The following is a 20,601-nucleotide window of genomic DNA, read 5'->3' on the forward strand; positions in this document are numbered from 1 at the left end:
TCAAGCCTCCTTCAGCCAGCGCGCGATCTGCGGCGCGTAGTAGGTCAGCACGCCGTCGGCGCCGGCGCGTTTGAAGCCGATCATCGTCTCCAGCACGCACTTGCGCTCGTCCAGCCAGCCATTGGCCGCGGCCGCCTTGAGCATCGCGTACTCGCCACTGACGTGGTAGGCGAAGGTCGGCACGCCGAATTCGGTCTTCACCCGGCGCACGATGTCCAGGTACGGCATGCCCGGCTTGACCATCACCATGTCCGCGCCTTCCTCCAGGTCCAGCGCGATCTCGCGCATGGCCTCGTCGCTGTTGGCCGGGTCCATCTGGTAGGTCTTCTTGTCGGCCTTGCCGAGGTTGCCGGAGCTGCCCACCGCATCGCGGAACGGACCGTAGAAGGCCGAGGCGTACTTGGCCGAATAGGCCATGATGCGCGCGTTGATATGACCGGCGGCGTCCAGCGCGGTACGGATCGCACCAATGCGGCCGTCCATCATGTCCGAGGGCGAGATGATGTCCACACCGGCTTCAGCGTGCGACAGCGACTGCTTGACCAGCGCCTGGACGGTGATGTCGTTGAGCACGTAGCCGCGCTCGTCGATGATGCCGTCCTGGCCGTGCGTGGTGTACGGATCCAGCGCCACGTCGGTCATCACCCCCAGCTCGGGGAAACGCGACTTCAGTGCACGCACCGCGCGCTGTGCCAGACCCTCCGGATGCCAGGCTTCGGCCGCATCCAGCGTCTTGCGCGAGGCGTCGATCACCGGGAACAGGTCGATCACCGGTACACCCAGTTCCAGCACCTGCTCGGCCTCGCGCAGCAGCTCGTCGATGGACATGCGGTCCACGCCCGGCATCGAGCCGACCGGCGCGCGACCGTCCAGCTCATGCACGAACACCGGCCAGATCAGGTCGTCGGTGGTCAGCGTGTGCTCGCGCATCAGCCGGCGCGAGAACTCGTCATGGCGCATGCGGCGCGGGCGGTAATGGGGATGGCCCATGGAACTACTCCTTGATTCAAAAACGGTGATCAGCGCAGGACATAGCCCTGCGGCTGCAATGGTTCAGGCAATGGCTGCCGGCCCAGCGCGTCCAGCACATCGATCTCGATGGTACGCACCATCGCATCGAGCGGCAGGTCATTGGGCTCCAGCCCGAACGGCTCCTCCAGCTCCTCGCCGAGCTGGTCCAGGCCGAAGAAGGCATAGGCCAGCAGCATCGACACCAGCGGCGTGGCCCAGCCCAGCGCGCCGGCCAGGCCGAACGGCAGCAGCACGCAGAACAGCCACGCGCAGCGGTGCAGCAGCAAGGTGTAGGCAAACGGCAAGGGCGTGCCGGCGATGCGCTCGCATCCGGCCTGTACCGAGGACATGGCCTGCAGGCGCGCTTCGAACTGGCCGTACAGGTAAGGGTCGAGCCGACCTGCGTGCAGCGGTACCGCCAGCTCGCCGGCCAACTGCGCGAGCACCGCGTCGGGGATGTTGCGTCGCTGCAGCACCACCCTCTGATCGTCGGCCAGCCACGGCGCCGCCGCGGCCGCCTGATCGGCAGCGCGCAGGCGCGCGGCCAGTGCGTGGGCGAAAGCGATCAGCAGATGGGACGCACGCGTGCGCAGCGCCGGCTCACCGGGCAGCAGCGCCGCAGCCGCGCGGGCAACACTGCGTGCCTCGATCAGCAGCTGGCCCCACAGCTTGCGCCCTTCCCACCATCGGTCATGGCAGGCGCTGTTGCGAAAGCTCAGAAAGATCGACAGCACCAGACCCAGCAGGGTGAAGGGCACCACCGTGACCCCGTCGCGACCAAACGGGTGCCAGTAGCGCTCGAACGCCGCCACGGCCACCGCCAGCACACCGATCGCCAGCACCTTGGGCGCGATGGCCGGCACGATGGAACCGCGCAGGATGTACAGCAGCTGCCAGCCAGTGGGACGGGGGCGGATGATCATCGGAAAGCAATCACGCCGGGCAAAGGCCCGGTCAACGCGGGCATTTTACGCCCGCTGCCCGCCCCCGACCGGGCCACCCTCTTCCCGGTTCAGATGAACCCACCGCCGATGCTCAGGCGGATCACCCCGACCACGATCACGATGCCATTGAGCAGCAGGCCGGTCTTGGCCCGGCCCCGCTTGCTGGCATGGGTGAACAGCAGCCCGATCGCGGCGATGACCGCGCCCACCGCAGCGAACGGAATCAGAAACCAGTTGCCCCACCCCAGCAGCGGGATGAACGCCAGCACCATCCACAGCAATGCCACAATGCCCCAGACCAGGCTGATCAGCCCCATGTTGTTTCCTCCGCTTGTTGCAGCCTGCACCATAGCCGGTAAACCGGCTCGAAAACGCCCCTGTGCGGAAAGTCGCCGGTCCTGTGGAATTCGCGGCTGATTCAGCAACTGGCGGGGATCATCCGCAAACAACGATCATCGGGGAGTGAAACCATGAAATTCCCGCTTGTCATCGCTTTGGGCCTGGTCTTGGCCACCGGCGGTTGCGCCAGCACCTCCAAGGTCATGCTCGGCCAGGCACGCGCCCCGGTGGACCCGGCCAGCGTGCAGATCTATTCCACGCCGCCGCCGGGCTCGGTGGAAATCGCCCAGCTGGAAGCCTCCAGCGCGGTCGGCTTCGGCACCCAAGGCCAGACCGATGCCGCCGTCGCCCGGCTCAAGCGCGAAGCGGCCGCGCTGGGCGCCAACGGGGTGATCCTGATGGGCGTGGGCGGCGGACGTTCGCCGGTCGGCATGTCGGTCGGGGCCGGCAGCTTTGGCCGGCACAGCGGCGGGGGCCTGAGCGTGGGTATTCCGACCGAGCAGAAACGCGCGGCCGGGGTGGCGATCTGGGTACCGCCGGGCGCGGGCAAGTAACGGCTGCGGCAGGACAGCGAAGGGCGCCATGCGGCGCCCTGCATTTTTACCGCTTGCGCTGCGCCGGAATGAACACCTCGTTGACCGCCGCGGCCAGCTGGTCCGGCGGCAACAGGCCCTGGTCGAGCAGGAAATTGTTGAATGCCAGGCGGTCGAACCTGTCGCCCAGGGCCAGCTCGGTCTGCATGCGCAGTTCCATGATCCGGGTGTAGCCATAGAAATAGCTGCAGGCCTGGCCCGGCGCACGCACGGTGTAGCGGTCCAGCTCCTGGGTGGCCATCGCCTCGGACAGCCCAACGCCTTCCACCAGCAGCTTGCGCGCCCGCTCGCGGTCGGTCTGGCCCAGATTGAGTGCGGGATCGAGCATCGCCCGGGCCGCACGCAGCAGGCGGAACTGCAACGCGATCATCTGCCCTTCCAGCGGCTCGAACGGCACCATCTCCGCCTCGGCATACAGCGCCCAGCCCTCAACGTTGACCGAATTGAAGGCGAACATCGTGCGCGCCAGCGAGATGCCGCGCTCGACCATGGCCGCGAACTGCAGGTCGTGGCCGGGGCGGCCTTCGTGCGCGCTCAGCGTCCACGCCGCCGCGCCGAAGTTGAAGTCGTCGTACCGGGCCTTGTCACCCGAGGCGGGGTTGCCCAGCGGCAGCACGAACGTGCCCTGCTGGCCGGTGTTGCCCACCAGCGGCGGCGGCAGGTAGTGCGGGGCAGGCGAGGCGGCGCTTTCGGCGGCGCTGCCCAGGCGCATCTGCAGCGGACGCTGCGGCACATCGACGATGCCCTGCTTGTGGATGATCGGATCGATCGCATCGATCACGCCGCGGTAGTGCGACTCGAGCTGGTCGTTGCCGATGGTGTCCTGCTTCAGCGCGCGGATCACCGCCACGTAGTCGGTGTTGTCGGCAACCTTCAAACCCTTGGCCTGCACCACCAGCGGTGCCAGCTGGCGCATCATCGCGCGGGTTTCCATGTACTCGAGCTGGGCACGCTGCATCAGCAGCGCCGGGTCGATATCCACCCCCACCCGCTTGAGCTGGAACGCGTACAGCTCGGCCGGCAGACGGGTATCGGTGCGGGCCTGGGGCAGCACGTCCTGCTGCGTCCAGGCGATGTAGTCCTTCATCTGCGTGGCCAGCTCGGCCAGCGAGGCATCGGCGCCGTCGATCTTGTACTTGGCAAACAGCTGGCCGATGCCGGCGATGTAGGTGTCGACATTGGCCAGCGCCTGCTCGACTTCGATCCGGGTCGGCTGCAGCAGGTTGGGCGTGCCGCTCTTTTCGGCGTAGCGCTGGCGCGCCAGGGTGGCCAGCGGCTGCGTGCCCGGGGCCCTGCCGAGGTAGGCGTTGAGCCGGTCCAGTGCCTTGGCCCGGCGCGCTTCGGGCACCTGGTCGGAGAGCAGGTTGTTGAGGCCGCCGAACACGGTCTGCGGCACATCCACCCACGGCATCAGATGCTGCTCGTCGAGCGCGCTGCCTTCGATGTTGCGTCCGGCCGCGTCGATCATGATCTGCAGGTCCTGGCGCAGATTGGGATCGCGCTCGACCTGCAGCTTCTCGCGCAGCTGGTCGCGCGCCTGGTTCATGGCGGCGCGGTAGCGCGCGGCGTTGTCCGGCCCCAGATCGACCACCTTGTCGTCATAACCGGGCACGCCGAAGAAGCTGGTCATCTCCGGCTGGAACGGCGCCTGCGCGGCAAGCAGGATCTGCGCCAGCTCGTTGCTGCGCGCAACCCAGGCCGGGACGGCGGGCGTGGTCGTGGTCGTGGTCGTTGCGGGTGCGGCGGCGCTTGCGGTGAGCGGCAGCGGGGCGGCAAGGGCGAGCGCGACGGCGAGGACGAGAGGCTTCATGGACAGCTCCGTGAGGAATGGGCTGACCGTACGCAGTCGCTACCGGGGCGGCAAGGGTAGGAAGTGGGGGCTGTTCGCGGGAGTGGCAGCAACGGGGGCAACGCTCATCCCTTCCTGGACCTCCCCTGGCCTGCGGCCAACGGGCGAGACCCGCGGCTGCGCGGCGGTCCGACAAACCGCCGCAAACAGCTCCCTCCCCTTGCCGGGGACAAGGGAAGGGGGCATTCCGCTTTGGCTTGCAGCCCCTTCCCCACAAACCACTCCAGCAACGCCGCTCAGGGCTTCAGGCAGCGCCCAAGGAAGTTTTCGGCGACGCGGTAGCGGTGCAGTGCATCCATGCCCGACAGGCCGTGCTTGGCACCCGGATAGGTCATCAGCTCGAACGGCTGGCCACGTTTCTGCAATGCGCTCATCAGGCTGGTGGAATTGGAGAACAGCACGTTGTCATCGGCCATGCCGTGGATCAGCAGCAGCGGCGAGGTCAGTCCGTCGATATGGGTGAGCACGCGCGCCTCGCGGTAGCCATCGACATTGGCCGCCGGCAGGTTCATGTAGCGCTCGGTGTAGTGGGTGTCGTACAGGCCCCAGTCGGTGACCGGTGCACCGGCCACGCCGCAGGCGTACTGGTCCGAGGCCTTGGCAAGCAGCATCAAGGTCATGTAGCCGCCGTTGGACCAGCCCTGCACGCCGATGCGCGCACCGTCCACCCACGGCTGCGCCTTCAGCCACTGCACGCCCTTGAGCTGGTCGGCCACTTCCACCGTGCCCTGCACGCCGTACAGCGCACCGCCGAAGTCACGGCCGCGGCGCGGCGTGCCGCGGTTGTCCAGCGAGAACACCACATAGCCGCGCTGGGCCAGGTACTGGTTGAACAGGTGGTCGCCACGGCCCGGCCAGCTGTCGGTCACCGTCTGCGAGGCCGGGCCGCCGTAGACATACACGGCCACCGGGTACTTCTTCGCCGGGTCGAAGCCCTCGGGCTTGATCAGGCTGTAATGCAGCACGGTCTTGCCGTCGGCGGCCGTCAGCGTGCCGTACTCGACCGGGCGCTGCGCGTCGCGGTACTTCGCGTACGGGTGCTTCGGGTCCGCCAGGTTGTTGTCCAGCAGCGTGGCGATCTTCTCGCCATTGGCGCGGAACAGCTCGATCTGCGGCGGCGTGGTGTGGTTGGACCAGCTGTCCACATAGACGCTGGCGTTGTGGGCGAACGCGGCGCTGTGCATGCCGGGGCTGCGCGAGAGCTTCTTCGGGCTGCCGCCGGCCAGCGGCACGGCGTAGATCTCGCTGCGCAGCGGCGATTCCACACCGGCGCGGAAATACACGGTGCCGGCGTCCTCGTCCACGGCCAGCAGCTCGTCGACCGGCCAGTTGCCCGAGGTCAGCGCGGCCATCTGCTTGCCATCGGCGCTGGCCAGGTACAGGTGCTGGAAGCCGCTGCGCTCGGAGGACCACACAAAGCGGCCGTCCTTGAGGAAGCGCAGGCTGTTGTGCAGCGGCACCCAGGTGGTGCCGGTCTCGGTGGCCAGCGTGCGCTGCCGGCCATCGGCCAGGTTGGCCTCGATCAGCTCCAGCGTCTTCTGGTCACGGCTCTGGCGCTGGAAGGTGAGGTGCTGCGGATCGCGCCAGTTCACGCGGGTCAGGTAGATATCGGTCTGCTTGCCCAGGTCCACCCAGTTGACCGCCGCATCGGCGCGCGGCGCGATCACGCCCAGCGCGACCCGCACGTTCGGATCGCCGGCGGCCGGATAGCGCTGCTCGATCATCTCCACGCGGTCGGCATACATCTCATAGCGCTTCTGCACCGGCACCGGCGATTCGTCGATGCGGGCGAAGGCGATGGCCGAGTCATCCGGCGCCCACCAGTAACCGGTGTGGCGGTCCATTTCCTCGTCGGCGACGAACTCGGCCACGCCGTTGCCGATGGTGGCGCTGCCGTCGCGGGTCAGCTGCAGCTGCCTGCCGCTGGCCAGATCGATCACCCACAGGTTGCGCTCGCGCACGAAGCTGACAAAGCCGCCCTTGGGCGAGAGCTTGGCGTCGGTGCTGAAGCCTTCGCCGTGGGTGAGCTGGCGCACCGCCTCGCGGCCCTGCTTGCCCAGGTCGTACAGGTAGAGCTCGCCGCCGAGCGGGAACAGCAACGTCCTGGCATCGGGCGACCACTGGTAATCGACGATGCCGGTCAGCGCGGCGATGCGCTGGCGTTCGCGGCGCGCCTTCTCCGCGTCGCTCAGGGTCTCGGTGCCGGGCAGCACCACCTTGGAGTCCACCAGCAGCCGGGTCTGGCCGCTGGCGATGTCGTATTCCCACAGGTCCAGCTGGTTGCGGTCGCTGTCCTTGCCGCGCAGGAAGGTCACCCGCGAGCCATCCGGCGCCACCTTGGGCTTCATCAGCGTCGGACCGGACAGCGGCGCGTTGCCGGTGATGGCTTCGAGGGTCAGCTTTTCGGCGTGGACGGCGGGAGTGGCGAAAATCATGGCAAGGGCAAGAAACAAGGGACGCATGGAATTCCTGTCGGCGACAGCACGGATCGGGCCATCCTAGCCGAGCCCCTGCGTCCTTGCCCCTGCCGTGAGTCAGTCGCGCCGGCCGAACAGCTGCTGGCGTTCTTCCTCGCTCAGCGGCTGCCCGGCCTGCGGGTTGACCGTCGGCCCAAGCGCATACGCCCGCTGCGTGGCCGGCCGGGCGGCAATGGCCTGGTGCCAGCGCTGCAGATAGGGAAAGGCGTCAAAATCCACCGGCAGCTTGTCGTAGGCGCCGATCCACGGGTAGCAGGCCATGTCGGCGATGCCGTACTCCTCACCGGCTAGGTAGGCCGACTGTGCCAGGCGCTTGTCCATCACCCGGTGCAGGCGCCGCACCTCGCTGTCGTAGCGCTCGATCGCATAGGGAATGCGCTCGGCGGCATACACGTTGAAATGGCCCATCTGCCCGCTCATCGGCCCCAGCCCGCCCATCTGCCAGAACAGCCACTCCAGGGTGGCGGCGCGCCCGCGCAGGTCGGTCGGCAGGAAACGGCCGGTCTTCTCGGCCAGGTACAGCAGGATCGCGCCGGATTCGAACACGCTCACCGGCGCGCCGCCATCGGCCGGGGCGTGGTCGACGATGGCCGGCATCTTGTTGTTCGGCGAAATGGCAAGGAATTCCGGCAAAAACTGGTCGCCCTTGCCGATATTGACCGGGACGATGCGGTACTCCAGCCCGGTCTCCTCCAGCAGCAGGGTGATCTTGTGGCCATTGGGGGTGGGCCAGTAATAGAGGTCGATCATGCGTACGGCTCCAGGAAAGGCAGCCCCCAGTGTAGGCAACGGCGTGCTTGGCAGCGTTACGGCCGTGCCGTTAATCTGCCTGCTTTCCGCAACGCAGCATTCCCTGACCGATGTCCGAATTCAAGCCGCTGAGCCCGCTTCCCTCCCTGATCTTCGCCTCGCGCTGGCTGCAGCTGCCGCTGTACCTGGGGCTGATCCTGGCCCAGGGCGTCTACGTGTTCCTGTTCGGCAAGGAGCTGTGGCACCTGATCCACTCGGCCACGGAAATGAGCGAGCAGCTGATCATGCTGGCGGTGCTGGGCCTGATCGATGTGGTGATGATCTCCAACCTGCTGGTGATGGTGATCGTCGGCGGCTATGAGACCTTCGTCTCGCGCCTGCGCCTGCAGGGCCATCCGGACCAGCCCGAGTGGCTGAGCCACGTCAACGCCTCGGTGCTGAAGGTCAAACTGGCGCTGTCGATCATCGGCATCTCCTCGATCCACCTGCTCAAGACCTTCATCGAGATTGGCAACCTGGGCGCCGAAGGCAGCAAGTACACCGAAGCCGGGGTGCTGTGGCAGACCATCATCCACTGCGTGTTCATCCTCTCGGCCATCGGCATCGCCTGGACCGACAAGCTGATGCACAACGGCTCGTCGAAAAGCGCCAGCCACTGAACTACACTCCCGACGCCCGTCACATTGTGACGGGCGTCTCTCTTTCACACCATCAGCATCCCCGCCTCGTGCAGGCAGGGGTGGCAATGCTAGATTCGCCCTTTGCTCCAGATCGCCGGCGTCGGGAAACGCCGTGCAGTCACCCGGTCCGGGCAATCACTTTCGCGTTCGTCGATTCAAGGGGAAGTCTGATGTCGTACGTCACGATCCATGGCAAAGCGCGCCTGCTCGCGCCCAGCTTGCTGGTGGCCGCTCTGGTGGCCTGCTCGGGCAAGGAAGAAACCACGCCTGCACCGGTCACACCGGCAGCGGCGCCCGCCGCTGCACCGGCACCGGCCGTCTCGGCCAAGGTGCAATCAATGGATACCGAGCAGCTGCGCGATTCGGCCAGTGCCGCCTTGCGCGAGAACCGCATGTACGCCCCGGCCGGCGACAACGCGATGGAGTACTACCTGGCCCTGCGCGACAAGCTGCCCGACGATGCCGCGGTCAAGAGCGCGTTGACCGATCTGCAGCCCTACACCCTGATCGCCGCCGAGCAGAGCCTGGCCCGCGAGGACTTCGCCGAAGCGCAGCGGCTGGTGGCCCTGATCGAGAAGGTCGACGCCGGCGCCCCGGCGCTGCCGCGCCTGAAGCAGGGCATCACCTCCGGCATGCAGGTGGCGGTCAAACGCACCCAGGAGGAGACCGACAAGGTCAAGCGTGAAGCCGAAACCCGCGCCAAGCAGCTGGTCGAACAGCAGCGCCTGGCCCAGCAGCAGGCCGCCGAGGCCAGCGCGGCCCAGCAGCTGGCGGCCAGACAGGAGGCCGCGCGGCAGGAAGCGGCGCGTGCCGAAAGTGCGCGCCAGGAAGCCGAGCGCCAGGCTGCGGCCCGCCGTGAGGCCGAACAGCGCACCGCCACGCCCGCTCCGACGGCGCCCAAACCCGCTGCGGCGGCATTGCGCGCGGTCAGCACGCCGGCACCCCGCTATCCGGCCGACGCGCTGCGCTCGGGTACCTCTGGCGAAGTGCTGGTGGAAATCTCCGTCGGCACCGACGGCTCGGTCACCGACGCCCGCGTGCTGCGTTCCAACCCGCCGCGCGTGTTCGACCGCGAAGCCCTCAACGCGGTGCGCCGCTGGAAGTTCGAGCCGATCGCCAGCCCGACCACCACCCGCCGCACGCTGGCCTTCACACCGAACCAGTAAGTCCGCCGTCATGGCAACAAAAAGGCCCGGATCGCTCCGGGCCTTTTTGTCTGCCGTGCTCCCGGCTTAGCCGGAAATCGCCAGCCGCTCCTGCCGGTAGCGCCATACCGCCACCGCCCACAGCAGCACCGCCAGCAGCACCGAGGCCGCCAGATACACGCCCCACTGCGCTGCGGTCGGCATCTCGCCACGCGTCACCTTCACCAGCATCTGGTTCTGCGACAGGAATGGCACCGCGTACTGCCACAGCTGGGTGTCCTTGAGCGGATAGGCCATCAGCGCGTAACCGGGCAGCATCGGCAGCAGCATCAGCCACACCATGTGGCTCTGTGCCTCTTTCATGCTCTTGGCGCTGGCGGCCAGGCAGGTCAGCAGCGCGGTGCCGATCAGCACCAGCGGCAGCAGGATCACCAGCAGCTTGCCCATCGCCGCGAAGCTCACGTCCAGCGAGCGCGCGATCCCGGTGCCAAGGCTCGCACTGAGCTTGAAGGACAGCAGGATCAGCAGCATCGAGGCCAGCCCGATCACCACCGCGGCCAGCATCTTGCCGCTGACCAGCGCCCCGCGCGCGACCGGGGTGGCCAGCAACGGCTCCAGCGACTGCCGCTCGCGTTCACCGGCGGTGGTGTCCATCGCCAGATGCGAGCCACCGACGAAGGCGGTCAGCATCAGCATCAACGGCAGGATGAAGGACAGGAAGATGCCGCGCTTGGCTTCGGCCGTGGCGAGGTCGCGGGTGCCGACATTCACCGGCGCGGCGACCATCGGGCTGATCCCGCGCGCCAGCAGCCGCAGCGAGGCCACCGATTGGCCGTATTCGCCCAGCGTGGCGCGCACCCGTGCCACCTGCACCTCGCTGGTGCGGCGGGTGGTATCGGCCACGATCTCGACCTTGGCCGGTTTGCCGGCCTGCCAATCGGCGGCGAAGTCCGGATCGATCACCAGCGCCAGATCCTCGCGCTGGGAACGGATGCGCTGCTCGATGTCCTCCGGTGCCTCGGTGGCAGTGATGCCGCGGCTGGCCAGGAACGCCACCAGGTTCGGTGCCCGCGCGATGCCCACCACCGGCACGGTCATGTCTTTCTCCAGCTGCGTCTCGGCACGCAGGCTGGCCAGTTTGCCCATGCCCAGGAACAGCAGCGGATAGAGCAGCGGGGCGGTCAGCAGGGTCAGCAGGAAGGTGCGGCGGTCGCGGGCGAAGTCGCGCAGCTCCTTGCGCATCACCGCGAACATGCTGCGGAAATATCCAGTCCGGTTCATGCGTGCAGACCCTCCTCGCTGCCGATCAGTTTGACGAACGCATCTTCCAGATTGGCCTCGCCGGCCTGCGCGCGCAGTTCCTCCGGCGTGCCCTGCGCCACCACCCGGCCCTGCGCCACGATCACGATGCGGTCACACAACGCGGCCACCTCCTGCATGATGTGGCTGGAAAAGATCACGCAGCGGCCTTCGGCGCGCAGCTCCTTGAGGAAGCCGCGCAGCCCGCGGGTGGTCATCACGTCCAGGCCGTTGGTCGGCTCGTCGAGGATGACGTTGCGCGGATCATGGATCAGCGCGCGGGCGATCGCGGTCTTGGTGCGCTGGCCCTGGCTGAAGCCTTCGGTGGCGCGATCCAGGAAATCCTCCATCTGCAACGCCTGGGCCAGGCGCTCGGTGCGTGCGGCGATGGCCGCCGGGCTCATGCCGTGCAGCTGACCGAAGTAGTCGATGTTCTCGCGCGCGGTCAGCCGCTTGTAGACGCCGCGCGCATCGGGCAACACGCCCAGGCTGCGGCGTACCGCGTTGGGGTCGACAGCGGCATCGATGCCATCGACCAGCACGCGGCCGGTCTCCGGCGTCATCAGCGTGTAGAGCATACGCAGCGTGGTGGTCTTGCCGGCGCCATTGGGGCCGAGCAGGCCGGTGATCTGGCCGTCATGGGCGGTGAAGCCCACTTCGTCCACGGCGATCACCGGGGCTTTGTCCTTGCCCTTGCCGGGGAAGGTCTTGCGAAGTCGTTCTGCAACGATCATGGAAGCGGATTCCTCAGGAATGCGGTGAGGTCACGGTTCCCAGCCATTGAAGCTGGTGAACGGCGGCACGTAGTCGAGTTTCTCCAGGCAGGCGCCATCGAGCGTCTTGGCATCGGCCTTTTCAACGAACTGGGCGAACAGCTTGGGCATGCAGCCGGCACCGATGACGTTGTGGCCTTGCCCGCGCAGCACGAAAAGACGGCCGTTGGGCAGGGTCTTGACCACCTCCTCGCCATAGCGCGGCGGCGTGACCGGATCGAACTCGCCTTCCAGCACCAGCGCCGGCACGTTGCCGGCCAGGGGCTGGTGGAAGTCCGCCGGCGCGGCGCCCTTGGGCCAGGCCGCGCACATCGCCGCCATGGCCTGCGGCATCTGGTTGCCCAGCACGGTGCCTTCATCGGCCTGGTTGGCGACCATGCTCTCGCCGTCCTCGCTGCACACCACCGACAGCTGCATGCCCATGGCCATGCTGTCCTTCATGTCGCCCTGCATCATCTGCGCCAGCGCCATCAGGTTTTCATAGCGGCCGGCGCCGGCTTCGTGGATCAGCTTGGGCAGCAGCGCTGCGGCCGCCGGCATGTAGGCATACATGCGCACCAGACCGGCCACGGTCTCGGCGCGCAGCACGTCCTCGCGCTCCTCGCCACTGCTCGCGTCGCGGTAGCGTACCGTCACCGGCTGCGCGCGCAGCCGGGCCAGCAGCGCATCCAGTTCCGCACGCGGGTCACCGAGCTTGTCTTTGCACGAGGGTGTCTGCGTGCACTGGGCGAACTGCAGCGCCAGCGCATCATCCAGGTTGCGCGCGAAGATGTTGCCCAGCTGCTGGGTATTGGGCACCACCGAATCGAGCACGATGCTGCGGGTGGCCTGCGGATGGCGCATGGCGTACTGCTGGGCCACGCGGGTGCCGTAGCTGACGCCGACCAGGTTGATCTTCTCCGCGCCAATGGCCGCGCGCACCGCGTCCAGATCCGCCACCGCATCGGTGGTGGTGTAGAAGCGCAGATCGGCTTTCCCCGCCAGTTTGGCCGCACATTTTCCCGCCTCGGCCTGCATGGCCGCAGGCGAGATGTCCTCGCTTTCCGGCGTATCACAGGCCAGCAGGTTGGATTTTCCGGTGCCGCGCTGGTCCACCAGAATCACGTTACGGTGCTTGCGCACCTCGGCAAACGCCGTATCCACCTGCGGGTAGGTGGCCACCGCCGCCTGGCCCGGACCGCCGGCCAGGAAGAACACCGGATCCGGCTGCAGGTCGGTCTGCTTCTCCGGTGCCAGCCAGGCGATGTTCAGGGCGATCTTGCGCCCCTGCGGATTGGCCCGGTCCTCGGGGACCTGGAAGGTGGTGCAATGCGCTTCCAGGCTGTTGCGGCTGAGCGGCGAGCTCAAGCTGCAGGGAGTGAATTCCAGGCTGCCCAGGGTCAGCGGCTTGGCCGGCGTGGCTGGCGTTGCCACGGCCGGCTCGCCGGTGGCCGGCGCTTGCGACTCCGCCGCCGGCCGCGTGATGCGGTAACCGACAAGGCCGGCGACGACGGCCAAGGCGAGGATGGTTTGGGTCTTGCGGGACATCATCGGAACAGCCCCTCACGGTTGAAGGAAACAAACGGATCTGCCTGCATCCAGACGCGGTCGCGGCAGCTATGTGACGTCGGGAAAGAAGATTTCCTCGATCCTGCGATCGAACAGTCGTGCGATGCGGAAGGCCAGCGGCAGGCTGGGATCGTACTTGCCGGTCTCCAGCGCATTGACCGTCTGCCGGGAAACGGCCAGCCGTTCGGCCAGTTCGCCTTGCGACCAGCCGCAGGCATCACGCAGTTCGCGCAGGCGGTTGTCCATACCGGTGCTTCAGCGGTAGCGTCGGGCGACCACGGCCTTGACCAGGCCATAGCCCAGGCACAGCAGCGGGAACACCCAGATCATCGCCGCACCGGCCGGCACATCCACCACCCGCGCCACCTGCAGCAGGCCGCCGCCCAGATACAGCAACGAGACCAGCGCGGTGGCGAAACTGACCGCCTGCAGTTCGATACGCTGCTGCAGCTCGTCGGCATCGCGGATGTAGCGGATCATCGCACGCAGCATCAGTGCGATCGGCGGCACCGGCAACAGGGCGACCAGCGCCCGCAGGCCAGTGCTGTCCACGTGTTTGAGCAGCCAGATCGAGCTGAACAACAGCACCACGTAGCCGCCCAGGGCGACCATCATTTCGCGGGTATAGCGCTTGCGCAGCACCGGCGGTGCGGTATCGCAGGCATCGGGAAGCAGCCGGCGCAGCACCACGGCAAACAGCAGGCCGATGGCCAGGCCGGCGAAAATGCCAGCGAGCATCGGACCGGGAGCGTGCGGCATGCCCTTGAGGAGCGCGCCACTGGCGAGCGCGGCCATGACCGCGGCAAGCAGCCAGCGCGTGGCGGTCAGGGCCATCAGCGCAGCGTCCGGCAGCGCGGGCGGAAAATCGACACAGCGGTCGCGCTCCCGCCAAGGCCCGGCGAGGGGACGCGCGCGGCCAAGGCGCGGGCGGTGTTCACAACAGCGGTGCGGGAATGCCTAGGGGACTGCATATCAACCACCCTGTAAAGGACGCTTGACAGACGATAGGGGCGGCACCGCCCCGCTGTCAAGGAGTCTTTACAGGTGGAACCGTGCCGGCGCGATTCCGCGTGGCGCCGCTGCCCGCAGCCGGGCCGGCTTACTTGCTGCTGACGTACTTCTCGCGGCGGATCTGCGGATTGCCCAGACCGGCGGCCTTCAACGCCTCGGCGCAGGCATCGACCATGTCCGGGTTGCCGCACAGGTAGGCGATATCACGCGCCGGATCCGGCGCGACTTCCGCCAGTTGCTGCTGCACATAACCGCGGCGCACGTCCGCATGCGGATCAGCCGGCAGCACGCGCGACAGGCACGGCATATAGCGGAAACCCGGCGTGGCTTCGGCGAAGGCGCTGAAATCCTCGCTGTACAGCAGCTCGGCCGGGGTGCGGGCGCCTTGCAGCAGCACCACTTCCACCCCGCGTTCGACGATGGCCTGGCGCAGCTGCGGCAGCATCGAGCGGTAGGGCGTGACGCCGGTGCCGGTGGCAATCAGCACATAGCGGGCATTGTGGTCGCCCGGCTGCAGGCAGAAGCGCCCGAACGGACCGCTGGCACTGAGATGCCCGCCGATCTCCAGCCCTTCGAACAGCGCGGTGGCCGCGCCGCCGGGCACGAAGCTGACTGCGATCTCCACCGCCTCGCCCGGGCCCATCGCATGGTCATGGATGGTCGCCAGCGAATAGCTGCGCTTGGTGGCGGTGCCGTCGGCATAGGCGAAGTGGATCTGGATGAACTGGCCGGGCGAGAAATCCAGCGGCTGACCGTCATCGCGGACGAACTGGTAATGACCGACCGTCGGCGCGAGCATGCGCCGGCCGACCAGCTTGAGGGGGAATTGGACAGGCACGGGGAGGGAACAGTGTGTAGCCGGGCTGACGCCGCAGGGGCTTCTATAATACCGGCTTGCTCTTATCCGGCGCCTTTACCCGGGCGCAAAGGCCGAAGCTTGGACCCCCGAACCTCCCCCGTCGCGCCCGCGTTGCGCGTGACCGACCTCCGCAAGACCTACGACAACGGCGTGCAGGCGCTCAAGGGCGTGTCGCTGGAAGTGGCGCCCGGTGATTTCTTCGCCCTGCTCGGCCCCAACGGCGCCGGCAAGTCGACCCTGATCGGCATCGTCTCCTCGCTGGTGAACCTCAGCGAAGGCCAGGTCGAAGTGTTCGGCACCGATCTGGTCAGCAATCGCAGCGCGACGATGCGCCTGCTCGGGCTGGTGCCGCAGGAAATCAACTTCAACCTGTTCGAGAAGCCCTTCGACATCCTGGTCAACTACGCCGGCTTCTACGGCATTCCACGTGCCGAAGCGGAGGTGCGCGCCGAAGAGGAGCTCAGGCGCGCCCACCTGTGGAACAAGGCGCAGATGATGAGCCGCACGCTGTCCGGCGGCATGAAACGGCGGCTGATGATCGCCCGCGCGATGATGACCCGCCCGCGCCTGCTGATCCTGGACGAACCCACCGCCGGGGTGGATATCGAGATCCGCCGCGACATGTGGAAGACGCTGCAGGAGATCAATGCCGCCGGCACCACCATCATCCTGACCACCCATTACCTGGAAGAAGCCGAGCAGCTGTGCCGCAACCTGGCCATCATCAACCACGGCCGGATCGTCGAGCAGGGGCCGATGCGCGACCTGCTGGCCAAACTCGACGTGGAAGGCTTCATCTTCGACATCGACGGTGAGCTGCCCGCGCAGCTGCCGCAGATCGAAGGCGCCACGCTGGTCGCCACCGATGCACACACCCTGGACATGGACATGCCGCGCGCGATGGACCTCAACCGCGTGTTCGCCGCGCTCAACAGCGCCGGCATCCGCGTGCGCTCGATGCGCACCAAGAGCAACCGCCTGGAAGAGCTGTTCGTGCGCCTGACCGGCAACCTGGAGACCTCCGCATGAGCACCGCCGTCAACGACACCGCCACCACCGGCGCGCGCAACTGGGTGGCACTGGGCACCATCGTGCGCCGCGAGATCAACCGCATCCTGCGCATCTGGGGCCAGACCCTGGTGCCGCCGGCGATCACCATGACCCTGTACTTCCTGATCTTCGGCGGCCTGATCGGCTCGAAGATCGGCGACATGGGCGGCTACAGCTACATGCAGTTCATCGTGCCGGGGCTGGTGATGATGAGCGTGATCCAGAACAGCTACGGCAACATCTCCTCCTCGTTCTTCGGCGCCAAGTTCGGCCGCCATATCGAGGAGCTGCTGGTCAGCCCGATGCCGAACTGGGTGATCCTCGGCGGCTATGTGGCCGGCGCGGTGCTGCGCGGGCTGATGGTCGGCGTGATCGTGCTGCTGATCGCGATGTTCTTCACCCCGGTGCGCATCCCGCATCCGCTGGTGACGCTGAGCACGGTGCTGCTGGGCGCGACGATCTTCTCGCTGGCCGGCTTCATCAACGCGGTCTATGCCAAGAAGTTCGACGACGTGGCGATCGTGCCGACCTTCATCCTGACCCCGCTGACCTACCTGGGCGGCGTGTTCTATTCGATCACCCTGCTGCCGGGCTGGGCGCAGACGCTGACCCATGCCAACCCGATCTTCTACATGGTCAACGCCTTCCGCTACGGCCTGCTGGGCAGCAGCGACGTGCCGCTGTGGGTGTCGTACGCGCTGATGCTCGGCTTCGTCGCCGCGCTCGGCGCGCTGGCGCTGTGGCTGCTCAAGCGCGGCGTCGGCCTGCGCAGTTGAACCCGGGGGCGCCGCAAGGCGCCTTCTTTTTACCTGCGGCCGCCGCGCACACTCCTATGATGGCCGCCTCCCCTTGCTGATGGACTTACGATCTGATGCGCATCCTGATTCTCGGCGCCGGTGGTACCGGCGGCTACTTTGGCGGACGTCTGGCCCAGGCCGGTCTTGATGTCACCTTCCTGGTACGGGCGGGCCGCGCCGCGCAACTGGAGCGCGATGGCCTGGTGATCCGCAGCCCGCTGGGCGATGCCATTTTCCCGGTCGCCCACGTCACCGCCGATGCGCTGCTGCACGGCGTGCAGGAACGCCCGTTCGATCTGGTGATCCTCAGCTGCAAGGCCTACGACTTGGACAGCGCGATCGAGGCCATCGCGCCGGCGGTCAGTGCACACACCAGCGTGCTGCCGATCCTCAACGGCCTGCACCACTACGCCGCGCTGGATGCACGTTTCGGACGCGAGCGGGTGCTGGGCGGACTGTGCTTCATCAGCGTGACCAAGGCCGCCGACGGCGCGGTGCTGCATCTGGACACGCCGGCCAAGCTGACCTTCGGCGAGCGTGATGGCGGCGCTGGCAGCGCGCGCGTGGCCGCCCTGGTCACGGCCTGTGAGCAGGCCGGTATCGACCATGTCGCCTCGGCCGATATCGCCCGGGAGCAGTGGATCAAGTACACCTTCCTGACCGCGCTGGCCGCCGGTACCTGCCTGATGCGTGCCGATGTCGGCAGCATCGTCGCCAGTGACCATGGCACCGCGTTCATGCAGGCGCTGTATGGCGAATGCCTGGCAGTGGCCGCCGCCACCGGCCAGGCGATCCCGCAGAAAGCGCAGGACATCGCCCTGTCCGCCCTGACCAGGGCAGGTTCGCCGATCAAAGCCTCGATGCTGCGTGATCTGGAAGCCGGGCAACGCGTGGAAGCGGCGCATATCGTCGGCGACATGCTGGGCCGCGCGCTTGCGCAGGAACAGTCGGCGCCCCTGCTGCAGGCCGCCTACTGCCACCTGCAGGCCTACGAAGCACACCGCGGCGCATGACCGCCGCCGGAATGCTGCCACGGCGGGTGCTGATCCTGGGACTGGGCTTCGCCGGCCGCGCAGTGGCGCTGCATCTGCGCTCGCTGGGCGTGGCAGTGGCGGGCAGCGTGCGCGATCCGGCAGCCGCGCCCGGCGACGGCCTCGTGCGCCATCGCCTGCATCCGGACCACGCCCCCGACATGGCGCTGCTGGACAACATCGCCCGGGCCGACGCGGTGCTGTGCAGCGTGCCGCCCGATGCCGACGGCGACCCCGCGCTGCGCCTGCTCGCTCCCGCCCTGCAGGCCAGCCCGGCGCTGCGCTGGGTCGGCTACCTGTCCTCGACCGGCGTATATGGCGATCGCGGCGGCGGCTGGGTCGACGAACACGCCGAGGCCGATGCCGGTGATGCCGTCGCACTGCGCCGGCTTCTGGCCGAAGCGCAGTGGCGCACGCTGGCCGCCGAACGCGGCATCGCCTCGGCCACGTTCCGCCTGCCGGGCCTGTACGGCCGCGGCCGCAACGCGCTGGTACGGCTGGCGCAGGGCCGCGCGCGCCACATCGTGCGGCCCGGGCTGGTGTTCAACCGGCTGCACGTCGAGGACCTGGCCGAGGCCGTGGCCGCGGCGATGTGCCGGCCGGTCCGCGACGCGCTGTACCTGCCGGCCGACGACGAACCGGCACCACCGCAGGACGTGCTGGCGTATGCCGCGCGGCTCGGCGGCTTCGCGATGCCGCCGGCGCTGGCCTGGGACGATGCCGCGCTCGAGCCGATGCTGCGCCGCTTCCATGCCAGCAACAAACGCATCGACAGCCGCGGTACGCGCCGGGCGCTGCAGTGGCAGCCGCGCTTCCGCAGCTACCGTGAAGGCTTGAGGGACGCCTGGGAAGCGGGCGATGGCCGCAGCGGTCCGGCCGGTGAGGCGCCCTAGCCGGCGTCCGGCAGGCCGAAGAACGCGCGGGTGGCCGCGGTAGCGTTGGCGGCGGTCCGCGCGACGTCCTCGCCGCGATCACGCGCCAGCTCCTCCACGATATGCGACAGGAACATCGGCTCGTTGCGCCGGTCCTTGGGCATCGGCTTGAGGGTGCGCGGCAGCAGGTACGGCGCATCGGTTTCGATCATCAACCGCTGCGCCGGAATATGTTTGACCAGCTCGCGCAGATGCGCGCCACGGCGTTCGTCGCACAGCCAGCCGGTGATGCCAATGTACCAGTCCTGGTCCAGATAGTCGAACAGCTCCTGGCGCTCGCCGGTAAAGCAGTGCACCACGGCCGGGCCAAGCCGGCCGTCGAAGTTCTTCATCATCGCCATGAAATCGGCATGCGCATCGCGCTGGTGCAGGAACAGCGGTTTGTGATTCTCGCTGGCCAGCTGCAGCTGACGTTCGAAGGCGTTGCGCTGCGCCGGGCGCGGCGAGAAATCGCGGTTGTAATCCAGTCCACACTCGCCCACCGCCACCACTTCCGGATGGGCATGCAGCGCGCGCATCTCGGCATCGCACTCGTCGGTGTATTCCAGCGCGTGGTGCGGATGCACACCGGCGGTGGCGAATAGGATCCCGGGATGCTGCTGCGCCAGTTCCAGCGCCATCGGCGAATGCTCGCGGCTGGCGCCGGTGATCACCATCTGCACCACACCGGCCTCGCGCGCCCGCGCCAGCACCGCATCGCGGTCGCGATCGAAGGAGTCGTGGGTGAGATTGGCGCCGATATCGATCAGTTGCATGGTGCGTTGAACATCCAGGGGGCGGCCATTCTACCGCCCCGGCCGCCCCCCGCCGGGGCGGGCCTCCGGGCCATGCTAGATTCACCCGCACGGTCCCCGGAGGTCGTCGATGCGAAGCGCTGCCCTAGTGTTGTTGGCGTTGTTGCTTGCTGCACCCGTGGCCTCCGCCGACGAGGTGGTCGCCTACCGCGGTGAAACGCCGATCCTGCGCTCGCAGCTCGCCGGCGACACGCCGGCGGTCGACCGCTTGTTCGAGCTGACAGTCGTACCGGCATTGAAGGACTACCTGGCTGCGCACCGCGCGGACTGGGAGCCGGACGAAGCCACCCAGCAGCGCGCCGAGGCTGCGCTGCGGCGCTCCCTGGCCTGCCTGCCCTACGCCACCCCGGAGTACGACCTGCCAGGCGTCGCACGCTTTTCCGCCAATGCGTTGATCAGCGGCGTGCAGATGCAGCGCTTCATCCACCGCCGTTTCGGCGGGGGCCGCCTGCTCACGGCGAACCGGGGGGTGCCGCTGGTCGGGGCGCTGGCCTTCGACGCCAACAACCGCCTGGTCCGCCAGCTGGAACAGGACGGCGCGTTCCGCATTCTCGATCCCACCCTCCACGCGCAGGTGTTTGCCACCCTGGGCGATGCCGAGCAGGGCACACTGGTACCGGAAGGCGAGGCCGCGGCCCTGCTCGATCCGGACAAGGTATTCACCACCTGCCCACCGGCAAGCCCCACCCCGACCAGCTGAGCAGCGGCAACGCGGCGCA

At 67.8% G+C, this 20,601-nt stretch carries 21 protein-coding genes; 8 read left to right on the forward strand and 13 right to left on the reverse strand.

Features of this window, described 5'->3' with window-relative positions; genetic code table 11:
• From hemB to ACVOMH_RS10200, 3 genes are all read right to left on the reverse strand, one after another.
• Window positions 1-990, reverse strand: a complete 990-nt coding sequence (gene hemB / locus ACVOMH_RS10190) for a porphobilinogen synthase (RefSeq protein ID WP_481551881.1) — start codon at window positions 988-990, stop codon at window positions 1-3.
• A 29-nt stretch (window positions 991-1,019) separates the two neighbouring features.
• Window positions 1,020-1,934: a bestrophin family protein gene (locus ACVOMH_RS10195; RefSeq protein WP_481522516.1), complete on the reverse strand. Its 915-nt coding sequence runs from the start codon at window positions 1,932-1,934 to the stop codon at window positions 1,020-1,022.
• A gap of 89 nt (window positions 1,935-2,023) precedes the next feature.
• Window positions 2,024-2,272, reverse strand: a complete 249-nt coding sequence (locus tag ACVOMH_RS10200) for a hypothetical protein (RefSeq protein WP_057505534.1) — start codon at window positions 2,270-2,272, stop codon at window positions 2,024-2,026.
• Window positions 2,273-2,425: 153 nt separating this feature from the next.
• Here ACVOMH_RS10200 and ACVOMH_RS10205 point away from each other — a divergent pair, with 153 nt between their 5' ends.
• Window positions 2,426-2,848: a hypothetical protein gene (locus tag ACVOMH_RS10205; RefSeq protein ID WP_481522515.1), complete on the forward strand. Its 423-nt coding sequence runs from the start codon at window positions 2,426-2,428 to the stop codon at window positions 2,846-2,848.
• Window positions 2,849-2,894: 46 nt separating this feature from the next.
• Here the strand turns inward: ACVOMH_RS10205 and ACVOMH_RS10210 are convergent, their stop codons facing one another.
• From ACVOMH_RS10210 to ACVOMH_RS10220, 3 genes are all read right to left on the reverse strand, one after another.
• Complete coding sequence (locus ACVOMH_RS10210; RefSeq protein WP_481551882.1) at window positions 2,895-4,697, reverse strand: DUF885 domain-containing protein; 1,803 nt, start codon at window positions 4,695-4,697, stop codon at window positions 2,895-2,897.
• Between the two features lie 275 nt (window positions 4,698-4,972).
• Window positions 4,973-7,198, reverse strand: a complete 2,226-nt coding sequence (locus tag ACVOMH_RS10215; RefSeq protein ID WP_481551883.1) for a S9 family peptidase — start codon at window positions 7,196-7,198, stop codon at window positions 4,973-4,975.
• 72 nt (window positions 7,199-7,270) lie between these two features.
• Window positions 7,271-7,963: a glutathione binding-like protein gene (locus ACVOMH_RS10220; RefSeq protein ID WP_481551884.1), complete on the reverse strand. Its 693-nt coding sequence runs from the start codon at window positions 7,961-7,963 to the stop codon at window positions 7,271-7,273.
• A gap of 110 nt (window positions 7,964-8,073) precedes the next feature.
• Between ACVOMH_RS10220 and ACVOMH_RS10225 the strand changes: the two genes are divergently transcribed.
• Both ACVOMH_RS10225 and ACVOMH_RS10230 read left to right on the forward strand, forming a co-directional pair.
• A complete protein-coding gene (locus tag ACVOMH_RS10225) occupies window positions 8,074-8,622 on the forward strand; it encodes a TIGR00645 family protein (RefSeq protein ID WP_054659647.1) in 549 nt (182 codons plus the stop codon).
• Between the two features lie 191 nt (window positions 8,623-8,813).
• Window positions 8,814-9,809, forward strand: a complete 996-nt coding sequence (locus ACVOMH_RS10230; RefSeq protein ID WP_057505538.1) for an energy transducer TonB — start codon at window positions 8,814-8,816, stop codon at window positions 9,807-9,809.
• A 66-nt stretch (window positions 9,810-9,875) separates the two neighbouring features.
• Here ACVOMH_RS10230 and ACVOMH_RS10235 read toward each other — a convergent pair whose 3' ends face one another.
• The 6 genes from ACVOMH_RS10235 to ACVOMH_RS10260 all read right to left on the reverse strand — a co-directional run bounded on the left by ACVOMH_RS10235 (window position 9,876) and on the right by ACVOMH_RS10260 (window position 15,218).
• Entirely contained in the window at window positions 9,876-11,069 is a 1,194-nt protein-coding gene (locus ACVOMH_RS10235) for an ABC transporter permease (protein WP_481551885.1), read from the reverse strand.
• Entirely contained in the window at window positions 11,066-11,821 is a 756-nt protein-coding gene (locus ACVOMH_RS10240; protein ID WP_481551886.1) for an ABC transporter ATP-binding protein, read from the reverse strand. The genes ACVOMH_RS10235 and ACVOMH_RS10240 overlap by 4 nt, the downstream gene beginning before the upstream one ends.
• Before the next feature lie 30 nt (window positions 11,822-11,851).
• Window positions 11,852-13,387, reverse strand: coding sequence for an alpha/beta hydrolase (locus ACVOMH_RS10245; protein ID WP_481551887.1), 1,536 nt, complete (start codon window positions 13,385-13,387; stop codon window positions 11,852-11,854).
• Window positions 13,388-13,456: 69 nt separating this feature from the next.
• Window positions 13,457-13,654 carry a helix-turn-helix transcriptional regulator gene (locus ACVOMH_RS10250; RefSeq protein ID WP_054660986.1) on the reverse strand — a complete coding sequence of 66 codons (198 nt, stop codon included), beginning with the start codon at window positions 13,652-13,654 and terminating at the stop codon, window positions 13,457-13,459.
• Between the two features lie 9 nt (window positions 13,655-13,663).
• Window positions 13,664-14,242, reverse strand: a complete 579-nt coding sequence (locus tag ACVOMH_RS10255) for a hypothetical protein (RefSeq protein ID WP_481551888.1) — start codon at window positions 14,240-14,242, stop codon at window positions 13,664-13,666.
• A 265-nt stretch (window positions 14,243-14,507) separates the two neighbouring features.
• Window positions 14,508-15,218: an FAD-binding oxidoreductase gene (locus tag ACVOMH_RS10260; RefSeq protein ID WP_481552028.1), complete on the reverse strand. Its 711-nt coding sequence runs from the start codon at window positions 15,216-15,218 to the stop codon at window positions 14,508-14,510.
• Between the two features lie 138 nt (window positions 15,219-15,356).
• Here ACVOMH_RS10260 and ACVOMH_RS10265 point away from each other — a divergent pair, with 138 nt between their 5' ends.
• From ACVOMH_RS10265 to ACVOMH_RS10280, 4 genes are all read left to right on the forward strand, one after another.
• Window positions 15,357-16,307 (forward strand): ABC transporter ATP-binding protein, encoded by a 951-nt coding sequence (locus ACVOMH_RS10265; protein ID WP_481551889.1) that lies wholly within the window; start codon window positions 15,357-15,359, stop codon window positions 16,305-16,307.
• The gene (locus ACVOMH_RS10270) at window positions 16,304-17,104 is read left to right on the forward strand and encodes an ABC transporter permease (protein WP_481551890.1); all 801 of its coding nucleotides are present in this window, start codon (window positions 16,304-16,306) and stop codon (window positions 17,102-17,104) included. Before ACVOMH_RS10265 ends, ACVOMH_RS10270 begins: the two co-directional genes overlap by 4 nt.
• A gap of 95 nt (window positions 17,105-17,199) precedes the next feature.
• On the forward strand, window positions 17,200-18,138 hold the full coding sequence (panE, locus tag ACVOMH_RS10275) for a 2-dehydropantoate 2-reductase (RefSeq protein ID WP_481551891.1): 939 nt from the start codon (window positions 17,200-17,202) through the stop codon (window positions 18,136-18,138).
• Window positions 18,135-19,049: a Rossmann-fold NAD(P)-binding domain-containing protein gene (locus ACVOMH_RS10280; protein WP_481551892.1), complete on the forward strand. Its 915-nt coding sequence runs from the start codon at window positions 18,135-18,137 to the stop codon at window positions 19,047-19,049. Before panE ends, ACVOMH_RS10280 begins: the two co-directional genes overlap by 4 nt.
• On the opposite strand, the gene ACVOMH_RS10285 is transcribed toward ACVOMH_RS10280, so the two are convergent.
• On the reverse strand, window positions 19,046-19,843 hold the full coding sequence (locus ACVOMH_RS10285; RefSeq protein ID WP_481551893.1) for a TatD family hydrolase: 798 nt from the start codon (window positions 19,841-19,843) through the stop codon (window positions 19,046-19,048). The two genes, ACVOMH_RS10280 and ACVOMH_RS10285, sit on opposite strands and share 4 nt — an antisense overlap.
• 109 nt (window positions 19,844-19,952) lie before the next feature.
• On the opposite strand from ACVOMH_RS10285, the gene ACVOMH_RS10290 reads away from it, so the two are divergent.
• Window positions 19,953-20,582 carry a hypothetical protein gene (locus ACVOMH_RS10290; protein ID WP_481551894.1) on the forward strand — a complete coding sequence of 210 codons (630 nt, stop codon included), beginning with the start codon at window positions 19,953-19,955 and terminating at the stop codon, window positions 20,580-20,582.
• The last annotated feature ends 19 nt before the right edge of the window (window positions 20,583-20,601 follow it).

The organism is Stenotrophomonas sp. STEN013 (genome assembly GCF_056760355.1).